Source organism: Providencia sneebia DSM 19967, from assembly GCF_000314895.2.
Taxonomy (GTDB): Bacteria; Pseudomonadota; Gammaproteobacteria; order Enterobacterales; family Enterobacteriaceae; genus Providencia; species Providencia sneebia.
Map to the genome: position 1 here is coordinate 399,024 of NZ_CM001773.1, position 25,488 is coordinate 424,511.

The 25,488-nt window shown below is 38.8% G+C and carries 18 protein-coding genes; 3 read left to right on the forward strand and 15 right to left on the reverse strand.

The genetic code is table 11. From position 1 onward, the window contains the following. Nucleotides 1-6: 6 nt before the first annotated feature. A complete protein-coding gene (locus tag OO7_RS01570; protein WP_008914206.1) occupies nt 7-1,017 on the reverse strand; it encodes an ADP-ribosylglycohydrolase family protein in 1,011 nt (336 codons plus the stop codon). 317 nt (nt 1,018-1,334) lie between these two features. Here OO7_RS01570 and OO7_RS01575 point away from each other — a divergent pair, with 317 nt between their 5' ends. The 3 genes from OO7_RS01575 (at nt 1,335) to OO7_RS01585 (ending at nt 4,372) form a co-directional block, all read left to right on the forward strand. Beyond that, complete coding sequence (locus tag OO7_RS01575) at nt 1,335-2,081, forward strand: GntR family transcriptional regulator (protein WP_236620666.1); 747 nt, start codon at nt 1,335-1,337, stop codon at nt 2,079-2,081. Nucleotides 2,082-2,257: 176 nt separating this feature from the next. After that, the gene (locus OO7_RS01580; protein WP_008914208.1) at nt 2,258-2,686 is read left to right on the forward strand and encodes a TOBE domain-containing protein; all 429 of its coding nucleotides are present in this window, start codon (nt 2,258-2,260) and stop codon (nt 2,684-2,686) included. Between the two features lie 207 nt (nt 2,687-2,893). Beyond that, nucleotides 2,894-4,372 carry a hypothetical protein gene (locus tag OO7_RS01585; RefSeq protein ID WP_008914209.1) on the forward strand — a complete coding sequence of 493 codons (1,479 nt, stop codon included), beginning with the start codon at nt 2,894-2,896 and terminating at the stop codon, nt 4,370-4,372. Nucleotides 4,373-4,428: 56 nt separating this feature from the next. Here OO7_RS01585 and OO7_RS01590 read toward each other — a convergent pair whose 3' ends face one another. The 14 genes from OO7_RS01590 to fdnG all read right to left on the reverse strand — a co-directional run bounded on the left by OO7_RS01590 (nt 4,429) and on the right by fdnG (nt 25,428). Beyond that, entirely contained in the window at nt 4,429-6,084 is a 1,656-nt protein-coding gene (locus OO7_RS01590; protein WP_008914210.1) for an LTA synthase family protein, read from the reverse strand. 92 nt (nt 6,085-6,176) lie between these two features. Next, a complete protein-coding gene (gene selB / locus OO7_RS01595; RefSeq protein ID WP_008914211.1) occupies nt 6,177-8,045 on the reverse strand; it encodes a selenocysteine-specific translation elongation factor in 1,869 nt (622 codons plus the stop codon). After that, nucleotides 8,042-9,433: an L-seryl-tRNA(Sec) selenium transferase gene (gene selA, locus OO7_RS01600; protein WP_008914212.1), complete on the reverse strand. Its 1,392-nt coding sequence runs from the start codon at nt 9,431-9,433 to the stop codon at nt 8,042-8,044. The genes selB and selA overlap by 4 nt, the downstream gene beginning before the upstream one ends. Before the next feature lie 20 nt (nt 9,434-9,453). Then, entirely contained in the window at nt 9,454-10,389 is a 936-nt protein-coding gene (gene fdhE, locus OO7_RS01605; RefSeq protein ID WP_008914213.1) for a formate dehydrogenase accessory protein FdhE, read from the reverse strand. 311 nt (nt 10,390-10,700) lie between these two features. Then, complete coding sequence (locus tag OO7_RS01610; protein ID WP_008914214.1) at nt 10,701-11,417, reverse strand: YoaK family protein; 717 nt, start codon at nt 11,415-11,417, stop codon at nt 10,701-10,703. Between the two features lie 5 nt (nt 11,418-11,422). Beyond that, on the reverse strand, nt 11,423-12,007 hold the full coding sequence (locus tag OO7_RS17405) for an ion channel (RefSeq protein ID WP_169337381.1): 585 nt from the start codon (nt 12,005-12,007) through the stop codon (nt 11,423-11,425). Nucleotides 12,008-12,495: 488 nt separating this feature from the next. Next, nucleotides 12,496-14,229 (reverse strand): nitrilase-related carbon-nitrogen hydrolase, encoded by a 1,734-nt coding sequence (locus OO7_RS01620; RefSeq protein WP_008914216.1) that lies wholly within the window; start codon nt 14,227-14,229, stop codon nt 12,496-12,498. Between the two features lie 217 nt (nt 14,230-14,446). Then, nucleotides 14,447-15,703, reverse strand: a complete 1,257-nt coding sequence (gene frc, locus OO7_RS01625) for a formyl-CoA transferase (RefSeq protein WP_043892623.1) — start codon at nt 15,701-15,703, stop codon at nt 14,447-14,449. Between the two features lie 108 nt (nt 15,704-15,811). Further along, a complete protein-coding gene (yfdV, locus tag OO7_RS01630; RefSeq protein ID WP_008914218.1) occupies nt 15,812-16,756 on the reverse strand; it encodes a transporter YfdV in 945 nt (314 codons plus the stop codon). A gap of 162 nt (nt 16,757-16,918) precedes the next feature. Then, the gene (oxc, locus tag OO7_RS01635) at nt 16,919-18,622 is read right to left on the reverse strand and encodes an oxalyl-CoA decarboxylase (RefSeq protein WP_008914219.1); all 1,704 of its coding nucleotides are present in this window, start codon (nt 18,620-18,622) and stop codon (nt 16,919-16,921) included. 61 nt (nt 18,623-18,683) lie between these two features. Next, entirely contained in the window at nt 18,684-19,934 is a 1,251-nt protein-coding gene (frc, locus tag OO7_RS01640) for a formyl-CoA transferase (protein WP_008914220.1), read from the reverse strand. An 810-nt stretch (nt 19,935-20,744) separates the two neighbouring features. Next, a complete protein-coding gene (gene fdoI / locus OO7_RS01645; protein ID WP_008914221.1) occupies nt 20,745-21,428 on the reverse strand; it encodes a formate dehydrogenase cytochrome b556 subunit in 684 nt (227 codons plus the stop codon). Next, nucleotides 21,425-22,369, reverse strand: a complete 945-nt coding sequence (gene fdxH, locus OO7_RS01650) for a formate dehydrogenase subunit beta (RefSeq protein ID WP_008914222.1) — start codon at nt 22,367-22,369, stop codon at nt 21,425-21,427. Before fdxH ends, fdoI begins: the two co-directional genes overlap by 4 nt. Nucleotides 22,370-22,380: 11 nt before the next feature. Then, nucleotides 22,381-25,428 carry a formate dehydrogenase-N subunit alpha gene (fdnG, locus tag OO7_RS01655; protein WP_083928962.1) on the reverse strand — a complete coding sequence of 1,016 codons (3,048 nt, stop codon included), beginning with the start codon at nt 25,426-25,428 and terminating at the stop codon, nt 22,381-22,383. Nucleotides 25,429-25,488 lie beyond the last annotated feature (60 nt).

The following is a 25,488-nucleotide window of genomic DNA, read 5'->3' on the forward strand; positions in this document are numbered from 1 at the left end:
CTCTCCTTAATGGCGTAAGGTGCTAAGTATTTTAGCGTATGAATGGAAATCTATATTATTAGAATTATTAATCAATGCAATCCATTCTTTAGGAAAAGCGTGAATACCTGATATAGCTCCCGAAATCGCTCCAGCCATAGCGCCTATGGTGTCCGTGTCCCCCCCCAGGTTGGCACAATATTTCGCACACATGACAGGATCACCATTGGTTAAATCAACTATGGCTAGAGCGCAGGGAATTGACTCTATCGTATCCATACCGGCTCCGACAAAATCGTACAGCTCCTTGAGTGCTGCTTTTGGAGAGTGGCCTTGCAACTCGCTAGCTTTCTCAAAGGCTAACGAAATTCGTCGACCTAGAGATGGGCTAAATGTTGAGGCGTATTGTGATTGCACCTCATCAGCAAGAATTGGAAGCTCTTTTTTAATTTGAGACCAGAGTGTATTTTCAATTGCTCGGCTAATTGCCCAAGCAATAACAGCCGCACCAGCAATCGCAATATCAGACTTATGGGTCGGAATACAAGCCGCCTCGACTTTCTTAATAAATTGTTTGCGATTTGTCGTTGATGCAACACATCCTACAGGCGCTATTCGCATTGCTGCACCATTAGTCACGCCATTTGAAACAATTTCATCAATGGGAATACCCGCTTGAATGGCTAGTAGAGATTGTTTAGATGTTGGCCCAAATATATTTTTATCAAACGCATTAATACGCTTTGCCCACACCAAAATATTTTGAGCAATCATCTTTGGTTCTACTACACCATTACAAGCAATGATGGCATCCATTAGCGCAATTGCTTGATGTGTATCATCTGTCACTTCTCCGGCTCGAAATCCGATAGCTGCGATATTCTCATCAGGCCCTGGCAAAAAAGAGTCTATCCAGCCAAAAAACTGTTGAATTTTATCTTGTCGCCATAGCTCAGAAGGCATGCCCATCGCATCACCTGTAGCCTGACCATAGAGGCAACCTAGTATGGCATCTTCAACATTGGATTTCGTTTTCATTGTGGCTCCCTGCACAATCCTTAACAACATTAATTATATTAGCAGCAATTAAGTCCAATACCAGTCCAATACGAAAAAAATAATGCCAATATAAGTCCATTCATTCTATTATTATAATTAATGTATCGACCAACTATCTGAAATTTCAGAGATTGCCACGCCCTCCTCCCACATTAATAAATTTTAATATTTGCATACAAAAAAATAGAAAATTTGAGTTGGTCATCTCGCATACTGTATTTAAAGTATTACTGATGCCATAATGCGGCGAGATATAAGCAAGTAACCATGAGTACGTTGAAATTTTACGGAAAAGAATGATGCAAGCACGCTTGATTGAATGGATAAAAAGCCAGTTAAACGCAAATTCTGCGATGCCACTGTATCATCAGTTACAGCAAGCTATTGAATCTGCACTTGAGAATAAAGTCATTCATTTTGGTGACTTTTTACCATCAGAACGCGATCTCGCACAGAAGCTAAATCTTTCAAGGGTGACAATTAGTAAGACAATGCAACTGTTGGAAAAAAAAGGTGTAGTTAGCCGCCAACAAGGTGTTGGAACACAAGTCACTAAATACCTAGGTTATTCCTTATCACAAGAAAGTGGCTTTACTGCTCAAGTGATAAAAGCGGGAGGAACCGTTACAACTCAATGGTTACTACGCGCTTTTATTGAAGCACCAGCAGATATTGCAGCAAAATTGGCAGTGCCTTCAGGCACTAACATTGCCCACTTAAAGCGTATTCGCATTGCGAATGAACAGCCAGTTTCTTATGAAAATAACTATATTCCAGAGCAATACCTTCCAGACCTGACCCAGCTAAATGATTCTTTATATGCTTTATGGGATTCTCAAGGAATCACTTTTGAGCATGTACAGCATAAAGTCAAAGCCATCAGCTGTAATGACGAGCAAGCGAATTGGTTAAACACGACCATTGGTGCACCATTATTGCTTGTTCAACAAATCAGTAAGATTCAAGATGGTATTATTATCGAATACAGTGAAATTGTCTGCCGCGGTGATATTTATGAACTTGAGTTCAACTCACCAACTTAATATCCGCAATACTACTCATCAATGAAATCCAAATTACGTCAAAAACATTATTTTAAGCAAAATAAAGAAAATTAGGTGATCTTAACCACGAACTTAACGCATATTGTGGCTTATATCTCTATTTATCTTTATGCTGTTTAGAGTCTTTTTTATTATTCAATCTAATGAGGTAGTTTATGCAAGTTTCAGCTCGTAACCAATTAGTCGGTTCAATTAGTGAAATTAAAGAAGGCGCAGTTAACAATGAAGTTATCCTATCTTTAGCAGATGGTGAAGAATTAACCACTGTTATTACTTGTGAAAGCTGTAAAACATTAAACCTTACTGTTGGAAAAGAAGCCGTTGCTATTATTAAAGCACCATGGGTTGTATTAGCAAAACCTGATTGTGGCCTGCAATTTTCAGCTCGTAACCAATTTAGTGGTAAAGTTACCAATATTATTGAAGGTGCAGTTAACAGCACAATCCATCTTGTCACAACGAAAGGTGTTGAACTTACAGCCATCATTACTAATGAAAGCTTACAAGATATGCAGTTAACGAAAGGTAATGATATTATTGCATTAGTTAAAGCTTCTAGCGTTATTCTCGCAACACGTAAATAATTATTAAAAATAAAGACTACAAAATCATAAAAATTCACTTCTTTTTACTCATTTTTTAATATAAGATTTACAAATCTAAAAAACACATTTTATTTATTGCATTAGCTTCCATAGGTAAATATATTTCATTATAATTATTCATTAAAAAAAATCACAAGCATTAATATATAATCATCATTAATTAATATAAAAAACGAAAATAAAACAATGGATAAATCATTTAATAAAATTGATAACATCAATCAATGTATAACGATAGTTCATCCTCATTCTAATAATATGGTAATAAACTTATTAGCAAAAAAAATAAAGCAGATTAAACCTATACAAGCATCTGAAGTAAAAAAATTTATTCCTTATGATCTTATCGGCATGACTATCTCACCCAACGTAGCACAAAACTTTAAAGATGAAATTAACTTCACCGGTACTGGACGTATTATTTCATTCAACACACATGTAATGTCTGAAGGGAAAATACAGTTATTATTAAAAAATAGAATGGAATCATTAAATAAAACCCCGCAAATAGCTACACATTGTATAAGAACACCAGGCGAAGTTATTATTAATCTAGCCAGTTTACTCGAAAAATACCGATTACCTAATTCAAATAAGCTAGAAATAGAAAACACATTGAAATATATATGGTTAGAAGGTATTTCACATAAACAAAAAATTAATAAAATTGCAAATGAAATAATTAACAAAACAAATAACAGCAAAGAGCTACACAATAAAATAAATAATATAACCAGTACATTAGAACACAAAAAATCAATAACTAAAAGAAATGATAATTATTATGGTAGATTATTTGAAACTGAATTATCAAAATATATAATTAATAATCCAAATGCGAACATGATAGATGTAAGAAATATCATTTCTGAGTTTATTATTGAAACGTTTAATACATTACCCTGGGATAAAAAAGTAAAAACATGTATACATATAGCCGATAATATGTATTCAGATCCCCCATCATGGAGACATAATATTGATTTAGCCAATGAATTTATAAGAAATGATACACCGGATAACTTTATTAAAATGGTTAAATATTCAGGTGAGTATTCAACACCTCTACTATTATCTATTGCTGTAAAATATTTAATAACTCGACGCAAAAAAGGCATTATTGGCGCAATGAGAAGAAAAGCGACTAAATATTATTACAAAATAATAAAACCTCAAAGAAGAACGCTGCCAACATGTAATCTTAATTATCACCTAAAAAACTCTCGATATGGCATATTACTTCCTCATCAAATATCGGCATCTTCAAATAAACTGAAATCAGGCATTAGACCGATAGATAAATATGCACTTCCGATCAACAATATCACTCAACATGATAAAGTCGCATTATCTCATGAAAGGGTGGTTGGAATCGGTATGTCTGGATCAGCAAATTTATTAAATACATTATTTAATGCACTCAAAGATAACAACAAACACTTTCCTATTGATGATGCTAAATTAGCAGCTGCTTCATGGTTAACCTACAGTGGTGGCCATTCATATAATGAGGCATATTCTGTATTTAATTCAACCCATAGTAAAGGTTTTAAACCATTATCATTTAATAATATTGCCCAGATAAACCAATTAAGTGAAAAGGCGGTCAATCATGCTTATGAGAAAGTCATCAAAGCATCAGTCAAACTAAATTATCCATACTAATGGAAGATGTGCCCTATTTTTAACCACAATATTGTCATCAAAAATAGGGCTTAGCGTTATTTTTTTATTGGCTTACTTGCCGCCTGTAAATCATGATAAATATAACGATGGTAACTTTCTAACAATTGCTTATCTTCACAATCATCTAATTTTCCATTACACAGATGGCGCATTTTAATATTGGCTTCATAAAATGGTGATACTTTTAAATTCGCCCGTTCGAGTAAGATCCCACCAAGAAATGCAATATCCGTCAAATTACCTGTTTTAATAGCCGTGTCTGACTTTAAATTATCGCGCAATGTAAACTGTGTGATAAATGCAGGATTATCAAACTCAAATTGATATTCATTTAAATTAATTCCGGGTTGATGATCGCCAAAATAGAGAAACATTAATGGTCGTTCGCGTTTTGACATAAACTCCACAAAACTTCTAATCGCACCATCTGATGTCGCTATTTTCTCCATATAATGACTAAATCCACCTGCCGCATTTTTGTTTTTAATTTTATCTTGCAGATTGTAATCATCACTATGGCTATCTTCGTAAGGCCCGTGTTCATACATGGTGAGTGAAAAAATAAAAATTGGTTTATCTGTCTCTTTAGATAAAATTTCTTTGGCATATTTCAACATATCTTCTGTTGTGATAGTCCATAAGTTATCTTGTAGTTTACCTGGATATCCAAGTTCTTGCGGTTGGATTATTTTATCTACACCCAACGTGTTATAAGCATAACCAGAATGGTATGCCCCACGATTAAAGGGAGTTAAAACCACGGTATAATAGCCGTTTGCTTTCATCTCTTTAAATAGGCTGTTATTAAGATGATCAACTATAAAATAAAAAACACCACTTTTTTGGGTACCAAAATCATCACTATTTAAGCCCGTTAACGCAGCAAATTCTGATATCCATGTTCCACCAGCAAATGTTTGAACTCGCATGTTACTATGAGCGATCAATTCTTTATCTTGTTGGAACATAAATAGGTTTGGTAAATTAGTTCCTGCAGGTAATTTATAAATATGCGGATTTACTGTAGATTCTTGTAATAACAACAAAATATCTGGCTTCTCTGATAATTCAGAAGTAGGTAATGATATTGCAGCAGCTTGTTGCAAAAAGTAATCTGATGAACCATTAATTTGTGGTGCTGAATAAGCAGATTTATGGAATGACATCACAAGGTTAGTAACTGTCCCTTTCCCCTTAGGTAAATTATTTGTCCATTGAGTATAATAATGTGACGATGCAAAACTAGCACCAAAATAGCCACCCACACTTAAGCAAATAGCAAGAATTCGCCAAGCATAAGACTTTTTAGAAGCGACTAAACGCCAACTGACAATTCCGTTAATAATTAATAGAAGCACCAACCCAATAATAGCCAATCCAGCTAACCAATAATGGCTTAATGTGCCCATATTCTCTATATCTGTCATCACCTTGAGATCAGAATAGAATAACTGTTCTTTATAGTAATGAACCTTAAGCTGATTGAGAAATTTAATAATAATGAATAAGGTGCCCGTGACGACAAGAGAAAAAAGCCATCTTGCCGTGAGGAAATAGATCGCCCCAAAAATGACGGCAAATACACTTATGGAAATTAATGCGGGGTAAATGAAACTGCTTTTTTCAAAAACTAAAATAAAAGAACCCAGTAAGATCACTAGCAAATAAATAATAGAAACAACTCTTTTCATCAGGTTTACCATTCATCATGTAAAAGCTGATACCTTTGTTACAAATGATAATCAAAAACGCTATCGGCTTGTAACTCGTTTATACTGACTTTTTATTCGGTAAAAATACCTTTATCACGTAAAAAATGCGCATCGCCTTTGCGCCGTGTAAAGCCACTTTTATCAAAAAACTCAAGAAGTTGAACGGCTAATTTACGCCCAACACCTAATTCATTACGAAAATCAGCGACACAAATTTCACCTTTTTCTGCACAATAATGCTGAATTAATCCGGCAAATTGTTTTATTTGCTCACTGCTATAATAGCGATCACGAACAATTGCTGTTACGAGTCCCATTTGTGCGGCTTTTTTCATCACACGTCGAAGAATATCTTCTTCATAACCCGTTTTTTTAGCGAGATCCCGAACCCACCAAGCCTCTGTTTGTGGGAATAAAGGAATGACCTGTTGCCAAATTTGTTGCTGATTCTCATCAAAAGCTAAACCATGTTGTGGAGCATGTAGCCAACCACGAGTTTGTTTAATACTGCCTTCATCAATTAGGTCATTAATCAATTTATAGGCTAATGGCTCACTCATTGTGGGCAGTGCCATTCGCTTTAATCGCGCTTTGCTAACGCCAATTTGGTCACTGTGCGTTTCATGAAAATCACACAATATTTGTACTAATCGCTCTTTAGCAACTTTTGCCTTAAACTCGGATAAAACTAAAGTGCCAACACGTACAATCTCAACTTGCGAAAGTAGCGTATCAATAGCTTCTAATGTTAACTGGCTAGCCCAACCGTAACTATTCAGATCCAGTTCACCTTGTGGCAATAATAATTTTAGATGTGTTAATTCATCAGTCGCATTACATAAGCGACATAGCCATTCTAAAAATTCGGGTAGCCTTTTACCCCGGCGCGGAGAAGTTAAACGAATCACTTTTGCAGATGCGAGTGTTTCTTTTGCACCAATATCGCGAATAATCAGTCTATCGTTATCAACTAGCCACAATGGCGTATCAAGAATAAGCTCAGCTAATAATGGTGTCTCACCAATATCTGTTAATAAAGATACTCGCCCTGTAATATGGCTTGCTCCATGGTATAAATGTACAGGTTGCCAATGCTTGATGACTGAATCACATGTTAACTCAACAATCACTCTTGTTGCTGCCATAAATGGCTGCTGAGATAACAACCAATCCCCACGGGTAATCCCTTCTTTACTGATATCTCCCACGAGATTTAAAGCAACGCGATCTCCTGCTAAAGCATATTCTGCCGGTTGGTTTTGTCGATGGATCCCTCTAACTCTGACTGGTGTATTCGAGCCAGTAAGCCACAGCTCGCTACCAACAGAGATTTGTCCCGCCAATGCGGTTCCTGTGACAACAATTCCTGCACCTTTAACATGAAATACGCGGTCGATTGCTAATCGAAAACGCTGCTGTGTATTTTGATGAACGGATGATTGTTGGTGTAACTGCTGTAAACAGGTGCGTAACAGCTCAATACCTTGATTATCAATAACTGAGGTGACAAACAGGGGAACATCCTGCCAACCTTGTCGGCTTAATTCATCAATAACGTGTTCTGTCACCCGAGCAATTTGCTCATCATCAACGCGATCAGCCTTAGTCAAGATTGCGGTAATATTTTGGCATCCAGCCAAACGTAAAATGGCTAAATGCTCACGTGTTTGCGCCATCACACCATCATCACATGCAATAACCAATAAAGCATGATTAACACCACCAACCCCAGCCAACATGTTACCTAAAAACTTTTCATGTCCAGGAACATCAATGAAACCAATTGAACTACCATCAGCTTGAGGCCAATAAGCATAGCCCAAATCAATGGTCATCCCGCGCTTTTTCTCTTCTGGTAAGTGAGCCGTATTCACACCCGTAACGGCTTGAATTAAGGATGTCTTACCATGATCAACATGGCCTGCCGTTGCAAAAATCATGAGAGAAGTACCTGTAATAAGCTGTGTTCATCATCGAGACAACGTAAATCAAGCCACAATTTCCCCTCTTTAAGTCTGCCTATTACAGGCTGTGGTGATTGACGCCAATGCTCTGCAAGTTGAGCCAGTGAATAGCCATGTTTTTCTAAAGGTGAAAAAGTAATGGCATAACTTGGTAGCCTATCAACAGGAAGTGAGCCACTACCAATTTGTGATTGGCATTGTTCTATTTCAACAATAAAATTGTCACCATAAAAAGCTTGTAATGGTACAAGAATCCGCTCTGCGCGTGTCTTTATCTCTTCTGCATCACGGGTCAACCAACGTAATGTCGGTAACTCAGAGACAAGTTTTTCAGGTGTAAGATATAGCTGTAAAGTCGCTTCTAAAGCCGCTAATGTCATTTTATCAGCACGCAAAGCACGTTTAAGAGGGTGTTTTTGAATGGCTTCAATCCATTTTTTCTTACCAAGAATAATACCAGCCTGCGGGCCGCCTAACAGCTTATCGCCAGAAATAGAGACTAAATCAATGCCTTGAGCAAGATAAGTATGTGGCATGGGTTCAACAGGTAGCCCGTATTTACCCATATCCACCATTGAACCGCTGCCCAAATCAATCGCTGTTGGTAGTTGATATTGCTGACCTAATTGAGCCAATTGTGCGCCATCAACTTCTGCGGTAAAACCTTCAATGCTGTAATTACTGGTATGAACTTTCATCAATAATGCCGTATTTTCATTGATGGCGTGTTCATAATCACGTAAATGAGTTCGGTTTGTTGTACCCACTTCAACCAGTTGGCAACCAGCTTGGCTCATCACATCAGGCACACGAAAAGCACCACCAATCTCGACAAGTTCACCGCGAGAAACTATGACTTGCCGACCTTGTGCCAAAGTGGCGAGTAACAAAAGAACAGCCGCCGCATTATTATTCACAATACAAGCATCTTCAGCGCCTGTTAATTGGCACAGCAAATCAGCTAATGGGCGATCACGATGTCCACGCGTTGCACCATCGAGTGAATACTCCAAGGTGACAGGAGAGCTCATTACTCTACTCACCGCAGTCATTGCCGACTGTGCCATTACCGCCCGTCCAAGGTTAGTATGTAAAACGGTTCCAGTTAAATTGAAGACAGACTTTAATGCGCTTTCTTGCATAGCATCATGATTTTGTACTAGCTTAGCTCCCCAATTATCGTGCCAACTTGGTAATGAACCTTGCTGTTGAATACATTCACGTGCTTGTTCTTGCATGCTACGCAAGTTCTCAGTAACCCAATGCAATCCTGATTTTTCGACCAAGGCCTGAACATCACTGAGCTGTAATAGTTTATCGATTGATGGAAGTTGACGATAAAGGGACGCATTAGAGTCTGGCATGACAATTATTCTCTTCTCAGTTACTTTTCACCAGGAAATAAAAATGGGTTGATGCTACTACGCGCAAAGCCTTCTTCTTCCATACGAGCATCAAGGATAATAGACGCTAAATCATCGGCAACAGCTTCAACATTAACCTCTTTTTCTTGGTACAAGATTTTCAGATAACTTCCGCAATCACCACAGCTTTCTGCTTTTACTGCCGCATTTTCATCATCCAATGACCAATAATTGAGGTCACGAGTCTCTTCGCAATTACTGCATTTCACTCGCACCATATGCCACTCGGTTTCACAAAGATTACAGTGCAAATAACGCAGCCCTTGAGATGAGCCAATCTGAACAATACTTGAAACCGGCATGCTATGACAAACTGGGCAAAAATGGCGATGATCGCCCTCTTCTGCTCGAGCTTTACCGGGAATTTGTGCTGCCATTTGCGCCCAATAAACAGATAATGCAGCCCAAATAAACATTGATTTATCGGCAGGCACTTTTTCAAATTGTTCATTAAGCAATGCGGAAGCCATTACTTTTAACTCGCTATCAGATTCTTTCGATAAATTTTCGAGTGTAGAACGCACCGTTTCTGGTACCACTGGCAATAGCTCAGCAATAATTGATTGCAAGATTTTGTGCCAATGATGCGTACGTGGAAATGTTTTTGTATCAAGCGGAGGTGTATTGGTTGCTGTCGCATGAGCCAATACAGCATTCATATCCATTTCTAGTGGATTATCAAATTGCGCACTATTTTGCGCCATAGCAACATCCGCGGCAAAGTTAAGATAATCTGCAAAAGGATGCTCGCCAATTGCGAGTTGTTTTAATCTTTCAGCTCGTCGTTGGTACAGGTTTTTCAGATTTGGGAATAGAACTGGAGGGATAAAACCAATTCCTTTTTCTTTTAACCTTTCTTGTCCTAAATCTTCTTTAGGGACGATACGAATACCCATATCATTGCTCTCTTTTATATTTAAAACGACGACTCATTATAAGTTATAGGAGATAATCATCTCATATTCTTAAAACTACACTATTCCATATTATGCTAATTTGTACAAAATTGCTGTTATCCTGCTAACAAATAGGATGTTATTACGTCATTAACGGATAGATAGAAACCACTAAATTAATGACTTGATATTAAGCAAAAGGAATACGATAAGGAAATAAGGAGTGATTAAAGTGGAAAATAACACGTTTGAGTAAACCAGATACATTAATATTGTATCTGGTAATATTGTATCTGGTTTTTTAAACTCAACTAATTTGAGTCAATAATGATGTTTTTATCTTCTCTTGATAAATGATGCCCCATTGTAAAGATCAAGCACAGCGGTACTAATGTCATTAATAAAGCATATTCTCTCGCGTAATCGGCAAGCATTGCCATCATAAATGCGCCACCCGCAAAGCCAAATAATGTCAAAAAGTAGCAATAACTTTTATAAAGTGCTTCTCTTCTTTCTTGGCCTTTAAATGCCACTGATTCCGCTAAAGAGCTAAAGCCAAGTTGGACATTTAATGTCACTGCAATATTTCCATATAACATTCCATTGATTTTATGGAATGCATTACCTTGCATACCCGCAATAAATGATAATGCCCATACAGCATGGAAACCGCTTGCTTCTACTTTAAAGAAGTAAATGTAGGCAACAAGTAAAATCAGTAAAATAATCTCTAATGAAAGTAGCGTAAATGTCCACGTTTTTTCATTCGTATTATAGCGGTATCTCAACCATGCTAGGATCATCGCACCAGCACCAAAAGAGATAATAGCGATAACATAAGGTATCACCGCAGCTAGCCCATGTTTCGCAAATTCATAGCCCAGCATAATAATGTTACCAGACTGGAACGTAGCAAAAGATTTCGTTGTAAAGAAAGCATAACCATCTAGCATTCCTGAAGTAATTGCTAGCAAGAAAGCGATTGTTGGTAATTGCATAAATGGAATTTTGGATACAGGTGTTGTCATGAAAATTAAACCTTTTTTGGTGTATTTGAATTATTATCCGACTGGCTTAATCGGCTAATTACAGTCGTAAAATAGACTGTAAAGATTGGGAAAACGGTCATCCCTGTTGCAGCAAGTATTGTCGTGACCACTTTTCCTGCTGTCGTAACGGGGATAATATTTGATCCCAATGTTGTTACTGTCATTGCTGCCCACCAAATAGCATCACCATAGTTTTTCACATCGGCATTGCTACCTCTTTCAAAAATGAAAAACATCAAGCTAATAAAGTAAACAATTGCGAATAACAGCAAAATATATGAGAGAAATAGTGCAGTAGAGTTTCTCTTCACTATCATCGTCATTAACATAATAAGAGCCGCACCACCTCTAAATAATGGGATAAAACGGATGAGGTAGATTTGCTCTTGAGTAAATTGAATCGAGGTATAATCGAAAATGCTTAAATAAGGTATCGATAAAAATATAACGATTGAATATTTAGCTATAAACTTCTTTTTATTTTCCGATAGAAAAAAGAAAATAAAAAAGTCTACTGTAAAATAAATACAAATCCAAAATTGGATATCAAAATAAATTGAATGTGCCATGAATGGGTCATGGCGAAAAGTTTCAAGAGAGATACTAATAATTAAAATTATAGACGCAATAACACCGAAAAAATGCAATGTTTTTATCAGAGCTTCCTTGCTATGTGTTTTTTGTGTTTGCGATATAGTCATGGTTTATATTATATATATGATATTTTACAGTCTGAAATTTAACCGATATTATCGGTGTTTTAAAAAATATTGCGAGTCACATCGAATACAATCAAGGTAATTAGATTGAGTTGTCTAACAAAAAACGAATATTTATCGAGAAAAAACTTAAAGTAGTATTGCTAAAAATACGATAATTCAAAATAAAGCAAAAGTATGTATTCACACATCGCTATTACTTTGATGAGAAGTATTCACACATCAATACCCTAAATAATTCGTGCCACAGCTAGGCGACAAGTAAAGCTATCCCAAGGAGCATAGACTTGGGTAGCTGCACGCAGTCAACAACGCTGTGGCGCGAAGAATGACGGGTATTATTTGGTTAAGGGAGGAAACCAAATAGCCTGTTGCCCGCTAATCAAACGTTCCTGATTAATCCAGGTAAATGGCGCCGGCACCTGAGTTTGCAATCTGACCTCTGGAGCACCACGATCCGCCGTTAATGTTGGCGTTAATACCACTGGTTCTGGCCCATAAATCCCTGCTGAAGTGAAATCTTTATCACTTCGACCACCACAGACTACCCATAGCTGATGCATAGTTGCTGTCGCGTATGGGATAAAATCTGCTCGGTCTGTTGGTGGGTTATCAACTGAATATAAGTGACTTGCTATTTCTACGCGTAAATCACTTGGCAGACCTGCTGGCGCTGCAATAATATCTGCACGCTGTGTGCTATATAAGCCGCCTAATTCAACCACTTCTAATTCATGCGCTACCGCTAATGCTATGCGTCCAATTGGCGTGACTGTTACACTAATCGATTGTCCAGCACTTGCCCAGCCCTGATCGCGTTCATTAAGATGTGTTGCACGGTATCTTGCAAGAATTTCACCTGCTGGCCCTGCTAATACAACGGTATGATATAATTTATCGACATCAATTTCAGGGTAACTTCCTACTACGTAACCTTTCCCTTCTGCAGCAATTTTGCATAGGCTTTGCTCAAAATCACCACCTTGCTTCTCTGCTTTAGACAAAACAATATTTGGGTCATTGGTGTAAGGCAAACTTGATAATTCTGGTAATACTAATAGCTCGTTTTCACCTACTTTTACTTCTGTCAAATTAGAAGATGCTTTATCCCATTGCGCCGCGATTAATGTCGTTTTAGCAATGTGAGTTGTTGCATTAATATCAGTTGGGCTACGATGCAAAGCTAACGTAGGAAAATATAGCTCAGGACGGCGTTTCGCCAGCATTGATTCACGCTGCTTATCAGCTTCATCAAGGTCGATAGTTGCTGTGAAAATACCATTTAGGCCAGGTTCTAACTCAAGAGGGCTGACTACAGGCGCTTGAGCAACTTTATGGCCAGATGGAGACCATACACTTGAGCCGCCATTATAATAGAGTTGACCCTTGGTGATTGGGTTAGTTTCAATGCCACTACGAGTTGCACAAATCACCCACATCCCATTGAAAGCACTCATATGTTGCACATGAGCAACCGTTGAATGGTCACCTAACATTTCGGCTGGGCTTGCATTTGGCATCATACGGTCAGATACCGAATGCCAACCAATAATTTGTGCACCTTCTAATGCTGCTAATCTGACATATTGCCAATAAGTATCATCATAACAAATAAGCAGGGCAATACGGCCAATTGGCGTATCAAAGGTTTTGACGCCTGTATTACTCGGTGCAAAAACTTTTTGATCCTGAGAATTTAAACCAATTTTACGGTATGTCCCAATAATCTCTTCAGGCCCCATTAATACTGCGGAATTATAAGCTAATCCTGTTTTTGTATCACGCTCTGCAATCCCAACGCTCATATACATGCCCGTACTTGCTAATATAGGTAAAATAGCAGCGGTGGTTTTTCCGGGGATGGTATCTAAATAAGGTGCTAATTCCGTTGAGTCAGAAAATAAATAACCACTCACAGCCGTTTCCGGGAACACTGCATAATCAACACCTTGAGCTGCGACTTTTTCTACTGCTTCTGCCAAGCGACGAATATTACCGTCTAAATCACCCCAAGCAGGAATAAAATCTACAGCTGCGACTTTACTTGTTTTTTTAATTTGTACCTGACTCATATTATTTATCCTTATTGAATAATAACCTTGCTAATATCAAGAATAAATCTGGGAATAATCACCGATTATTTTTAATGAAAAAATTAAGCAGTAACAAACACCCTCATAAATTAATAAGGTTATTAGATAATATTAAATATCAATTTAAGATAATCTTAATTGGAAAATATAAGCTCAATGGTTTTATTTCATATTTTTACTATTGAGCTTATTTTTTCTAAATTACATTTTTTTGTTTCATCGCCGTTATTTGTTCATCACTATAACCAAGCTCTTTTAATACTTCGTTATTATGTTGACCTAATAAAGGTGCACTTTTTATTTCAGGCGTAAATGCTGAAAACTTCATAGGGCAACCAACGGTTAAATAACTTCCGCGTTGAGGTTGTTCAACTTCAACAATAGTACCGCTGTCTCGTAATGATTTATCATCAATTATTTCCTTCATACTCAAAACAGCAGAGCAAGGCACACMRAATTGATCGAAATAATCTGTTAATTGATGTTTATCTTTATCTTTTGCAATATCTTCAATAGCATCCCAAACGTCTTGAATATGACTGACTCGGGCTTCTGTTGTTATAAAGGCGGGATCTGTTTTCCATTCTGGTTTACCTATGGCATCACAGGTATTTTCCCAATTATGATCTTGATTGATAAAGTAAATATAAGCATTCGGGTCTGTATCACTGCCTTTGCATTTTAACATAGTACCCGGTTGACCACCGCCACTCGCATTACCACCACGAGGAACTGCATCACCAAATGTACCATTAGGATATTGAGGATATTCTTCTAAAAAGCCGAGTTTTTCTAATCGCTGTTGGTCACGTAATTTAACACGACACATATTTAAAACCGCATCCTGCATCGACATAGTGATGCGCTGACCTTTGCCCGTTTTTTCTCGATGTAATAAAGCGGTCAATAATCCAATAAGAAGGTGCATTCCTGTATTACTATCACCTAAAGCAGCAGCACTGACAACGGGAGGACCATCAGGAAAGCCAGTTGTTGATGCCGCACCGCCCGCAGATTGAGCCACATTTTCATAGGCTTTTACATCTGCATAAGGCGAGTTTTCATTAAAACCTTTAATTGAGCCAAAAATAAGGCGCGGATTGAGCTCCTGAATATGTTCCCAAGTGAAACCCATATGATCAATTGCACCTGGATGGAAGTTTTCAACTAAAATATCAGCTTGACGGATTAACTTCTCCATCACTTCTTTACCTTCAGGTGTTTTTGTATTCAACTCTAATGAGCGTTTATTACTATTGAGCATAGTAAAATAAAGTGCATCAACATTCGGAATATCTCTCAGTTGATTTCGAGTCACGTCACCAACACCCGGACGCTCTATTTTAATCACATCCGCCCCAAACCAAGCCAACATTTGGGTACAAGATGGTCCAGATTGTACTCCCGTAAAATCCAAAACACGGATCCCGTCAAGTGGTAATGGATAAGTCATAGTGATCCTTTGATTTTCGGCTAATAAAACAAAGTGGGGACAAATCATGCTGTTATCCCACTTTGTTTATAGTATTAATTTCCTATTGATGCTTTTTTATACATTGCGTCATGACACAAGCCGAGCAATATAAATCCATAATGGTGCGGCGATAATAAACCCGATAACACTGACCGCGAGTGATGCAGTCCCTGTTCGGGTATAAATACCAAATCGACTCGCAATAATCGTGCCTGAGAATGCAGGAGGAAGCGCACCCGCTAAGACCATCATTTGAAGTTGTTCAGATTCCATATGAAATAGCAGGCCTGCGATTAACATTAACGCGGGCATTAAAACAAGCTTCAGCATGGTGTTATAAATAATTTCACCATCAAATTCGAACTTATTGGCAGCTAAAGTCAGTCCCGCAGCAAATACCGCAACCCCGGAGTTTGCTTTAGCGATTAAGTCAAAAGTCGGGTCCCAAACATCTGGAATTTTGATACCAACAAGCACTAAGACTGTCGCTAAGATAGGTGACCATACCACTGGCTCTTTAAATGCAGAGATCAGCGATTGCATACCACTACCACCTTTCCCACCATTAGCACTTGATGGATTAAGTAAGAACAGCCCAATAGGAATGGTAATCGCATTGACGATAATTGAAATAATGGCAACAACAAGACCTGTTGAAACAGTATCACCGTAAATTGGATCTAAAACCGCAAAACCGAGAAACCCAATTGTTGGTGAACCTGCAATTAAGGCACAAACAGCCGCTTCAGGTCGGGAATGTTTAAAGAATTTTTTGCAGCTAAAGAAGGTAAAAAAGAAACACAGTAACAGTACAACTAATGAAATAATCGTGAGTTTCATGTCGGCAAAAATCATGTCACGATTAGCGCGAACTAATGAGACAAATAGTGCCGCGGGTAACGCATAGTTTAATACGAGTTTATTAAATGCTTTGGCTTGGTCATCAGTAAACACATTTCGTCTACCACTCACATATCCCAATACCATGATGATAATTATGGGCAATAAATCGCTCATAAATATCTTAAACATAAAATCAGCCATCAGACTCACCTATTTTTGGCATAAACAACCCCACGCCATTTGATATGCACCGGAATTTGAGCCACAACAAGGATCACTGTGGCTCAAATTCTTTTGGATATCGCAAAATGACGCGATGATGATTTAATTTTTTATTTCGTTAAGAAATGATCAGTTTTTCACTACAGATTTTGGGTTTAAGTTGCCAATATGACCACTTTCTGTCCCAACCGCTGGGTCGATAACCACGTTAATTAATGTCGGTTTACCTGATGTTAATCCTGCTTTTAATGCTTGCTGGAGTTCATCTGGCGTGGTTGCGTTATACCCAACTCCACCAAAAGCCTCGATCATTTTGTCATAACGTGCACTCGCCATTAAAACTGTTGGGCAAGGGTCTTTATCACCGTGAAGGTTTACACCATCACCACGGTAAATACCGCCATTATTGAAAATGAGTACAGTGACTGGCAGTTGGTAGCGACAAATCGTCTCAATTTCCATGCCGCTAAAACCAAATGCACTATCACCTTCAATGGCAACTACAGGCTTACCACTTGTGACAGCAGCACCGACGGCATAACCCATACCAATTCCCATCACACCCCATGTACCGCAATCTAAACGCTGGCGAGGTTGATACATGTCAATGATATTACGAGCATTATCAAGGGTATTTGCCCCTTCGTTCACCACATAAACATCTTTATGGTCAACCAAAACATCACGAACTGCGCGTAATGCATTGAAATAGTTCATTGGGGAAGTATCAGTATTGAGCTTAACAGCCATCTTCGCGCTATTAATTTTCTTCTGCTCATCAATACCAGCCATCCATTCACTTGGTGATTTAACCGGAATGGCTTTCAAGCCAGCCAATAAAGCTTCAATACTGGAATAAATATCTCCCACAACAGGCGCAGCAATTGGGCGGTTACTATCAATTTCTGAAGGCTCAATATCTAATTGAATAAATTGAGTATTCGGTGACCAATGTTTACCTTTACCGTGGTCAAGTAGCCAATTTAAACGCGCACCCATCAGAACAACAACATCTGCATTTTCAAGGGCATGAGAACGTGCAGATGCCGCAGATTGTGGATGATCATCAGGCAATAGGCCTTTTGCCATTGACATAGGTAGATAAGGAATACCTATTGTTTCAATAAATTGACGAATATTTTCATCAGCTTGTGCATAAGCTGCACCTTTACCCAAAATAATGAGTGGGCTTTTGGCATTAGCAAGCAACTTAAGCGCTTTCTCTACAGATTCAGGTGCAGGCAACTGGCGTGGAGCAGGATCTTCAACTTTAAATATCGTTTTATCCGCGGCATCTTTATCCATAACGGCAGCTAAGACTTCCGTTGTTAAATCAAGATACACACCACCTGGGCGACCTGAGACGGAAGCTCTGATTGCACGAGCTAAAGCAATTCCCAAATCTTCGGGTTTATTCACACGATAAGAAGCTTTAACAAATGGCTTCGCCGTATTCATTTGATCTAATTCTTCATAGTCGCCCTGTTGTAGGTCGATAATCGCCCTATCACTAGAACCACTAATTTGGATCATAGGAAAACCGTTCGTTGTCGCATTAGCGAGTGCTACCATGCCATTTAAGAAGCCCGGTGCAGAAACGGTAAGACAAATGCCGGGTTTTTGAGTCAAGAAACCGCTAATTGCCGCTGCATTTCCTGCTGATTGTTCATGACGAAAACCAATATAACGAATACCTTCAGCTTGAGCATGTCTCGCCATATCCGTTACTGGAATACCAACCACGCCATAAATTGTGTCGATGTCATTCTTTTTCAGCGCATCAACAATAATATGCATACCATCTGTCAGGTTTTGAGTTTGCTCAGTAGACATGTCCACCTCATAACAATGTCGAAGGAGCTTGTGACACAAGCTCCTTGATTTTCATTTAAGATTAAATCGCTTTATTTGCACGCATAGAAGCAATTTGCTCTGCGCTGTAACCCAATTCTGTTAGGACTTCATCTGTATGTTCGCCTAACAGTGGAGCACTTTTAATCTCAGGTGTGAAAGATGAGAATTTCATTGGGCAACCAACAGTGAGGAAAGTCCCACGTTTTGGTTGTTCAACTTCAACAACACTGCCGCTATCGCGCAATGTTTGGTCATGAGCAATTTCTTTCATACTCAATACTGGCGCACAAGGCACACCATACTTACTTAAGTAAGCAACAGCTTCGTGCTTATCTTTGTCAGCAAGGAATTTTTCAATTTCAGCAAAAATATCAAAAATATGGGGTTGGCGTGCTTGAGGAGTATTATAAGCTGGATCATTTGCCCACTCAGGTTTACCAATAGCAATACACGTTTGTTCCCAATCTTGTTCTTGAATAGTGAAATAAATATATGCGTTCGGGTCTGTTTCCCAGCCTTTACATTTCAAGATCCAACCAGGTTGACCACCACCACCCGCATTACCACCACGAGGAACAGCATCACCAAATTTACCATTTGGATATTGTGGATACTCTTCAAGATAACCCACTTTTTCTAAACGTTGTTGGTCACGCAATTTAACTCGGCACAAGTTCAGTACAGCATCCTGCATTGACATCGTAACGCGCTGGCCTTTGCCTGTTTTTTCACGATGTAACAACGCAGCTAACAAACCAATTAACAGGTGCATCCCCGTATTACTATCACCGAGTGCTGCTGCACTCACTAATGGTGGGCCATCCCAAAAACCAGTTGTAGATGCGGCACCGCCCGCGGCTTGAGCCACGTTTTCATACGCTTTAACATCAGCGTAAGGAGAGTTTTCATCAAATCCTTTAATTGACCCGAAAATTAGGCGCGGGTTAAGTTCTTGGATATGTTCCCAAGTAAATCCCATATGGTCGATAGCACCAGGGTGGAAGTTTTCAACTAAAACGTCCGCCTGTTTGATCAACCTTTCCATAACCTCTTTGCCTTCTGGCGTTTTGGTGTTTAGCTCAACTGAACGTTTGTTACTATTTAACATCGTAAAGTAAAGAGCATCGACATCAGGAATATCTCTTAATTGGTTGCGGGTGACATCACCCACACCAGGGCGCTCAATTTTAATTACATCAGCCCCAAACCACGCTAGCATTTGAGTACAAGATGGCCCTGATTGTACTCCGGTAAAATCGAGTACTTTAATACCTTGTAAAGGAAGATCCATGAATTACCTCATTATTTAGCTATCGTAAATAGAGTGTCGTTTTTATTTAGCTGTGGAGTAACTCTAATTATTAAAAAAGAATTATTATATTTAGATTGTTTTTTATAGATTTGCTTTAATTAAAAATTAGTTTATACCATTATAATAAATATAGCATCGAATGTCTAGGTGGGTGTTATTTCTAGCATTCACAACAATAATATTCTCATTAACTCATGACTCTTAGTCATTAAAACTATTTAAACCCGATTAAAGGATAAATAATTATTAACGTCATCTAAAAGCGATACACAATAAATCATAATAAGAACAAATGATCATCTTATTTAAATTCTCTTATTTAGATTAATTAAATTAAACCTCTTCTGTCAATCTACATAAAAAGACTACGATATAAATTTATTTTCAATAAAATTCAGTATATTATGATTTTTAAATGAATTTGTACTTTGTATAGTTAAATATAAATCAACAATGAATGTATTATTATTGAATTATATTTGAATGTTATTTATTTTATATTTAAGCTAATAATCATCTTATTAAGACATTTAATTCACTATAAATTGATATTAGTAGCAAAAATATATAATGCAAATATAAAAACATTTAACACAAATTAAATTAATTTGTAATCTAATATTATATAAACAACTCAAATTAACAGTTCACAAAAAATATACATAGATAAAATAATGTAAAAAAACATTAAAATAAATGACAAATACAAAAAACCCACAAGAAATATAATAAATTCCTTGTGGGTTGATTTTTCTATATTACCCTTTCGGGCTATCAGCAATTAAAAAATTAATTTTTCTCTTGCTGCTGTTTTTTCTGCTCTTGTTCTTGCTTTTCTAGCTGCTGTTTTTCTTTTTCAATAATTTGGCGGTACCAAAGTGGGTGGTGTTGCTTTGCCCAACCACGAGTCACCCAACCTTCAACCATTGCGCGAATGGAACCTTTAATCCAAAAGGCAGCATACGCGTGAACAATAATCATAATGATTAAAGCAATTGCAGACAGTGAATGCACAATAATAGCTGCACGATAAATTGGGATTGAGAAAAAATCCGCAAAATAAGGGCGCCACATAATCACACCACTCACAGCAAGTAAGATTAAGCAAATGGAGACGATCCAATAAACCCCTTTCTGCCCGAGATTATATTGGCCAACATCTCCAACCTCTTTATTTGTCAGCACTTTACCGATATCTTTCGCCCACATCAGATCACCTTTGGTGATAAAATTGTGATGAAAATAACGGAAAAACATAAAGAGGAATAACAGGAACATTGCTGTACCCACAAAAGGATGAAGTATCCTTGCCAATTGTGGTGTACCAAATATATTCATAAACCAATTTAGTGATGGGAAAAAGAATCCCAATCCACTAATAGCCGTGAATAAAAAGCAGATCACAACAGCCCAATGATTAATTCGTTCAATCGGCTTATGGCGAATAATTTTATCACTATCCTGCGGTATCATTTTTTATCCTCCTCTTCGGTTGGTTTCGAAGTTTCGGAAGATGGTGGGCGTGGCATTTCTGCCAATGCTTCTTCTTCCTCTTTTTTGGAGACGCGGTTTGGACCAATGCCCACATAGTGGAAAATGGCCGCTGCAAAAGTTGCCGCAAAACCAACCGCCGCTAATGGCTTCCAGATGCCTTTCCAGAAAGTCACTGTTGGACTGATTGTCGGATTTTCTGGTAATCCATGATACAACTGAGGTTTATCCGCATGATGCAATACATACATCACATGAGTACCACCAACACCTTCTGGGTCATAAAGACCCGCATTGTTGTAGCCACGTGTTTTCAGTTCAGTAACACGATCAGCCGCCAGCGCTGTCATATCTTCTTTGCTACCAAAATGAATCGCACCTGTTGGACAGGTTTTGACGCAAGCAGGCTCTTGACCAACTTCCACGCGGTCTACACACAGCGTACATTTATAGGCGCGATTATCTTGCTCATTAATACGAGGAATATTAAATGGGCAACCTGCAATACAGTAACCACAACCGATGCAGTGCTCTGATTGGAAATCGACAATCCCGTTTTTATACTGAACAATCGCACCTTCTGAAGGACATGCCTTCAAACAGCCCGGATCATAACAGTGCATGCAGCCATCTTTACGGATAAGCCACTCAAACCTGCCGTTTTCTTCAACCTCAGAAAAACGCATCACCGTCCATGACTTTGCCGTTAAATCTAACGGGTTATCATAAACACCGACGTTAGTTCCAATTTTGTCACGAATATCGTTCCACTCAGAACACGCCACCTGACAGGCTTTACAGCCTATACAGGTGGTGACATCTATCAGCTTTGCCACTTCTTCCTTGTAGTCTCGCACCTGAGGTGGAGGCGTCAGGGAATTGGTGGCAGAGCGACGAATAATGTCTTGTGATTGCATTGACATAATTTATCTCCTTACACCTTTTCCACATTAACAAGGAATGCTTTAAATTCCGGTGTTTGTGTGTTGGCATCACCAACATAGGGTGTCAACGTGTTCGCAATAAAGCCTTTCACAGCTAAACCTTCAAAGCCCCAGTGGATTGGAATACCAATGGTATCAATATCTTTACCATTGACTTTCAACGTATGAATACGTTTCGTCACCACAGCTTTTGCTTTGATATAGCCACGTTTAGAACTTACTTTCACCGTATCACCTTGCTTAATCCCTTTTTCTTTCGCCAAGCGATCACCAATTTCAATAAATTGCTGTGGCTGAATAATGGCATTGAGCAATGCATGTTTTGTCCAATAATGGAAATGCTCTGTTAAACGGTAAGTTGTACCAACATATGGGAACTCCGTTGCTTTACCCATTTGTGCCCAGTCATCTTTAAAGACACGAGCCGCAGGGTTAGAAACGACGTTCGGATGTAATGGGTTGGTATCAAGTGGCGTTTCAATCGGTTCATAATGTTCAGGGAACGGGCCTTCTGCCATTTTATCCAATGCAAACAGACGCCCCATACCTTCAGGCTGCATGATAAATGGATTAACACCACTTCCCGGAGGTGCATTGCTGTAATCTGGTACATCCATACCAATCCACTTATTGCCATCCCACTCAAGGATTTGGCGATGTGGATCCCAAGGTTTACCCATTGGGTCAGCTGATGCGCGGTTATAAATTACACGACGGTTCAGTGGCCATGCCCAAGCCCAGCCTAATGTATTTCCCAGACCTGTTGGGTCAGCGTTATCACGGCGAGCCATCTGGTTACCTTGTGGCGTCCAGCTACCAGCAAAGATCCAGCATCCGCTTGATGTTGTACCGTCATCACGCAATTGCGCAAATGAGCTCAATAGCTCACCTTTCTTCACAATAACGTTGCCGTCAGTATCTTTCAGATCAACCAGCGCATAACCATTATTTTCTTTGGCGACTTCTTCAGGTGTTGGATTATCACGATCGAAGTAATTCCAAGTCATGTTCAGCACAGGTTCAGGCGTTGCACCACCTTCTGTCTCATAAAGCTTACGAATACGATGATAAATACCCGACAGAATTTCACCATCACTGATAGCTTCACCTGGGGCATCCGCACCTTTCCAGTGCCATTGTAGCCAACGAGCAGAGTTAACAATCGAACCATTTTCTTCAGCAAAACAGCAAGAAGGTAAACGGAAAACCGTTGTTTGAATGGTCGATGGGTCGACATCATTCATTTCACCATGATTTTGCCAGAAGTTAGATGTTTCCGTATTCAGTGGGTCAATCGTTACCAAGAATTTCAGCTTGGAAAGTGATTTAATCACTTTATTTTTATTCGGGAATGAAGCTAATGGGTTAAAGCCTTGGCAAATGTAGCCATTCACTTCACCTTTATCCATCATCTCGAAATAACGTAACACATCATAGACCTGATCCCATTTAGGCAACCAGTCAAAGCCCCAATCGTTTTCTCTTTGTGCTTTATCACCATAAAATGTTTTCATCATACTGACGAAAAATTTCGGGTAATTACCCCAATAGTTTACCTGACCCGGTAAGGTCATTTTTGGTGTATTGGCTGCCAAATAAGTTTCAAGCGTTGTTTGTTTCTCAGATGGCAAAGTCATGTAACCCGGCAGACTTTGAGATAACAGACCTAAGTCAGTTAACCCTTGAATGTTCGAGTGACCGCGTAGTGCGTTAACACCACCACCAAGCATACCCATATTACCAAGCAGTAATTGGATCATTGCCATGGTACGAATATTTTGCGCACCAATGGTATGTTGTGTCCAACCAAGTGCATACAAGAATGATGTTGTTTTATCTTTCGCGCTTGTTTCCGCTAAGTATTCACAAACTTTGAGGAAATCCTCAATTGGCGTACCACAAATATTTGTTACGACTTCAGGCGTATAACGGCTAACGTGCTCTTTCAGTAGATTTAATACACAACGTGGATGGGTCAGAGTTGGGTCACGCAATGCGAAACCATTCTCATCCATTTCATAATTCCAAGTCGTTTTATCATACTGACGTTTTTCAGCGTCATAACCTGTAAACAAGCCATCTTCAAAGCCATAATCTTCGCGAACAATGAGGCTCGCATTGGTATAAGCTTCGACATATTCTTGTTGGATTTTTTTGTTATCTAATAAATATTTGATAACACCAGATAAGAAAGCGATATCAGTACCAGAACGGATAGGCGTGTAGAAATCCGCCACAGCCGCTGTACGGGTAAAGCGTGGATCAATAACAATTAATTTCGCGTTATTATGAATTTTAGCTTCCATCGCCCAGCGGAACCCAACTGGATGCGCTTCAGCCGCATTTCCACCCATAACAACAAGCAGGTTGGCATTTTTAATATCAACCCAGTGGTTGGTCATCGCACCGCGACCAAATGTTGGAGCAAGACTTGCTACCGTTGGTCCGTGTCAGACACGCGCTTGGTTATCCACGGCAAGCATGCCGAGGGAACGACTAAATTTTTGTGAAACAAAACCTGTTTCATTACTCGCAGCAGATGCACAAAGCATCCCGGTTGTTAACCAGCGATTAACCGTTACACCATCTTGATTTTCTTTTATAAAATTGGCATCGCGGTCTTCTTTCATCAACTTGGCAATGCGGTCAAAAGCCTCATTCCAAGAGATGCGTTTCCATTCATTCGTGCCTGGTTCGCGAACTTCTGGGTATTTCAGTCGACTTTCACTGTGGATAAAGTCAATCAGTCCAGCACCTTTAGGGCAAAGGGCACCTCGGTTTACCGGATGATCCGGGTCACCTTCGATATGAAAAATACTTTCTTTAGCATTTTTTGCGCCGTCACCTAGGCTGTACATTAACAGTCCACAGCCGACAGAACAGTATGTGCAGGTATTACGGGTCTCTTTCGCACGCAGTAATTTATACTGACGAGTCGATGCTAATGCAGTTGCAGGTGCAAAACCCAAAGCTGCTGCCGTTGTACCCGCCATACCGCCAGCGCAGATCTTAAAGAACTGCCTTCTGCTGACTTGCATGGGGATCTCCTCATTTACATTGCTCGTATTTACCTACTTAAATACTTAGAAAATAATATT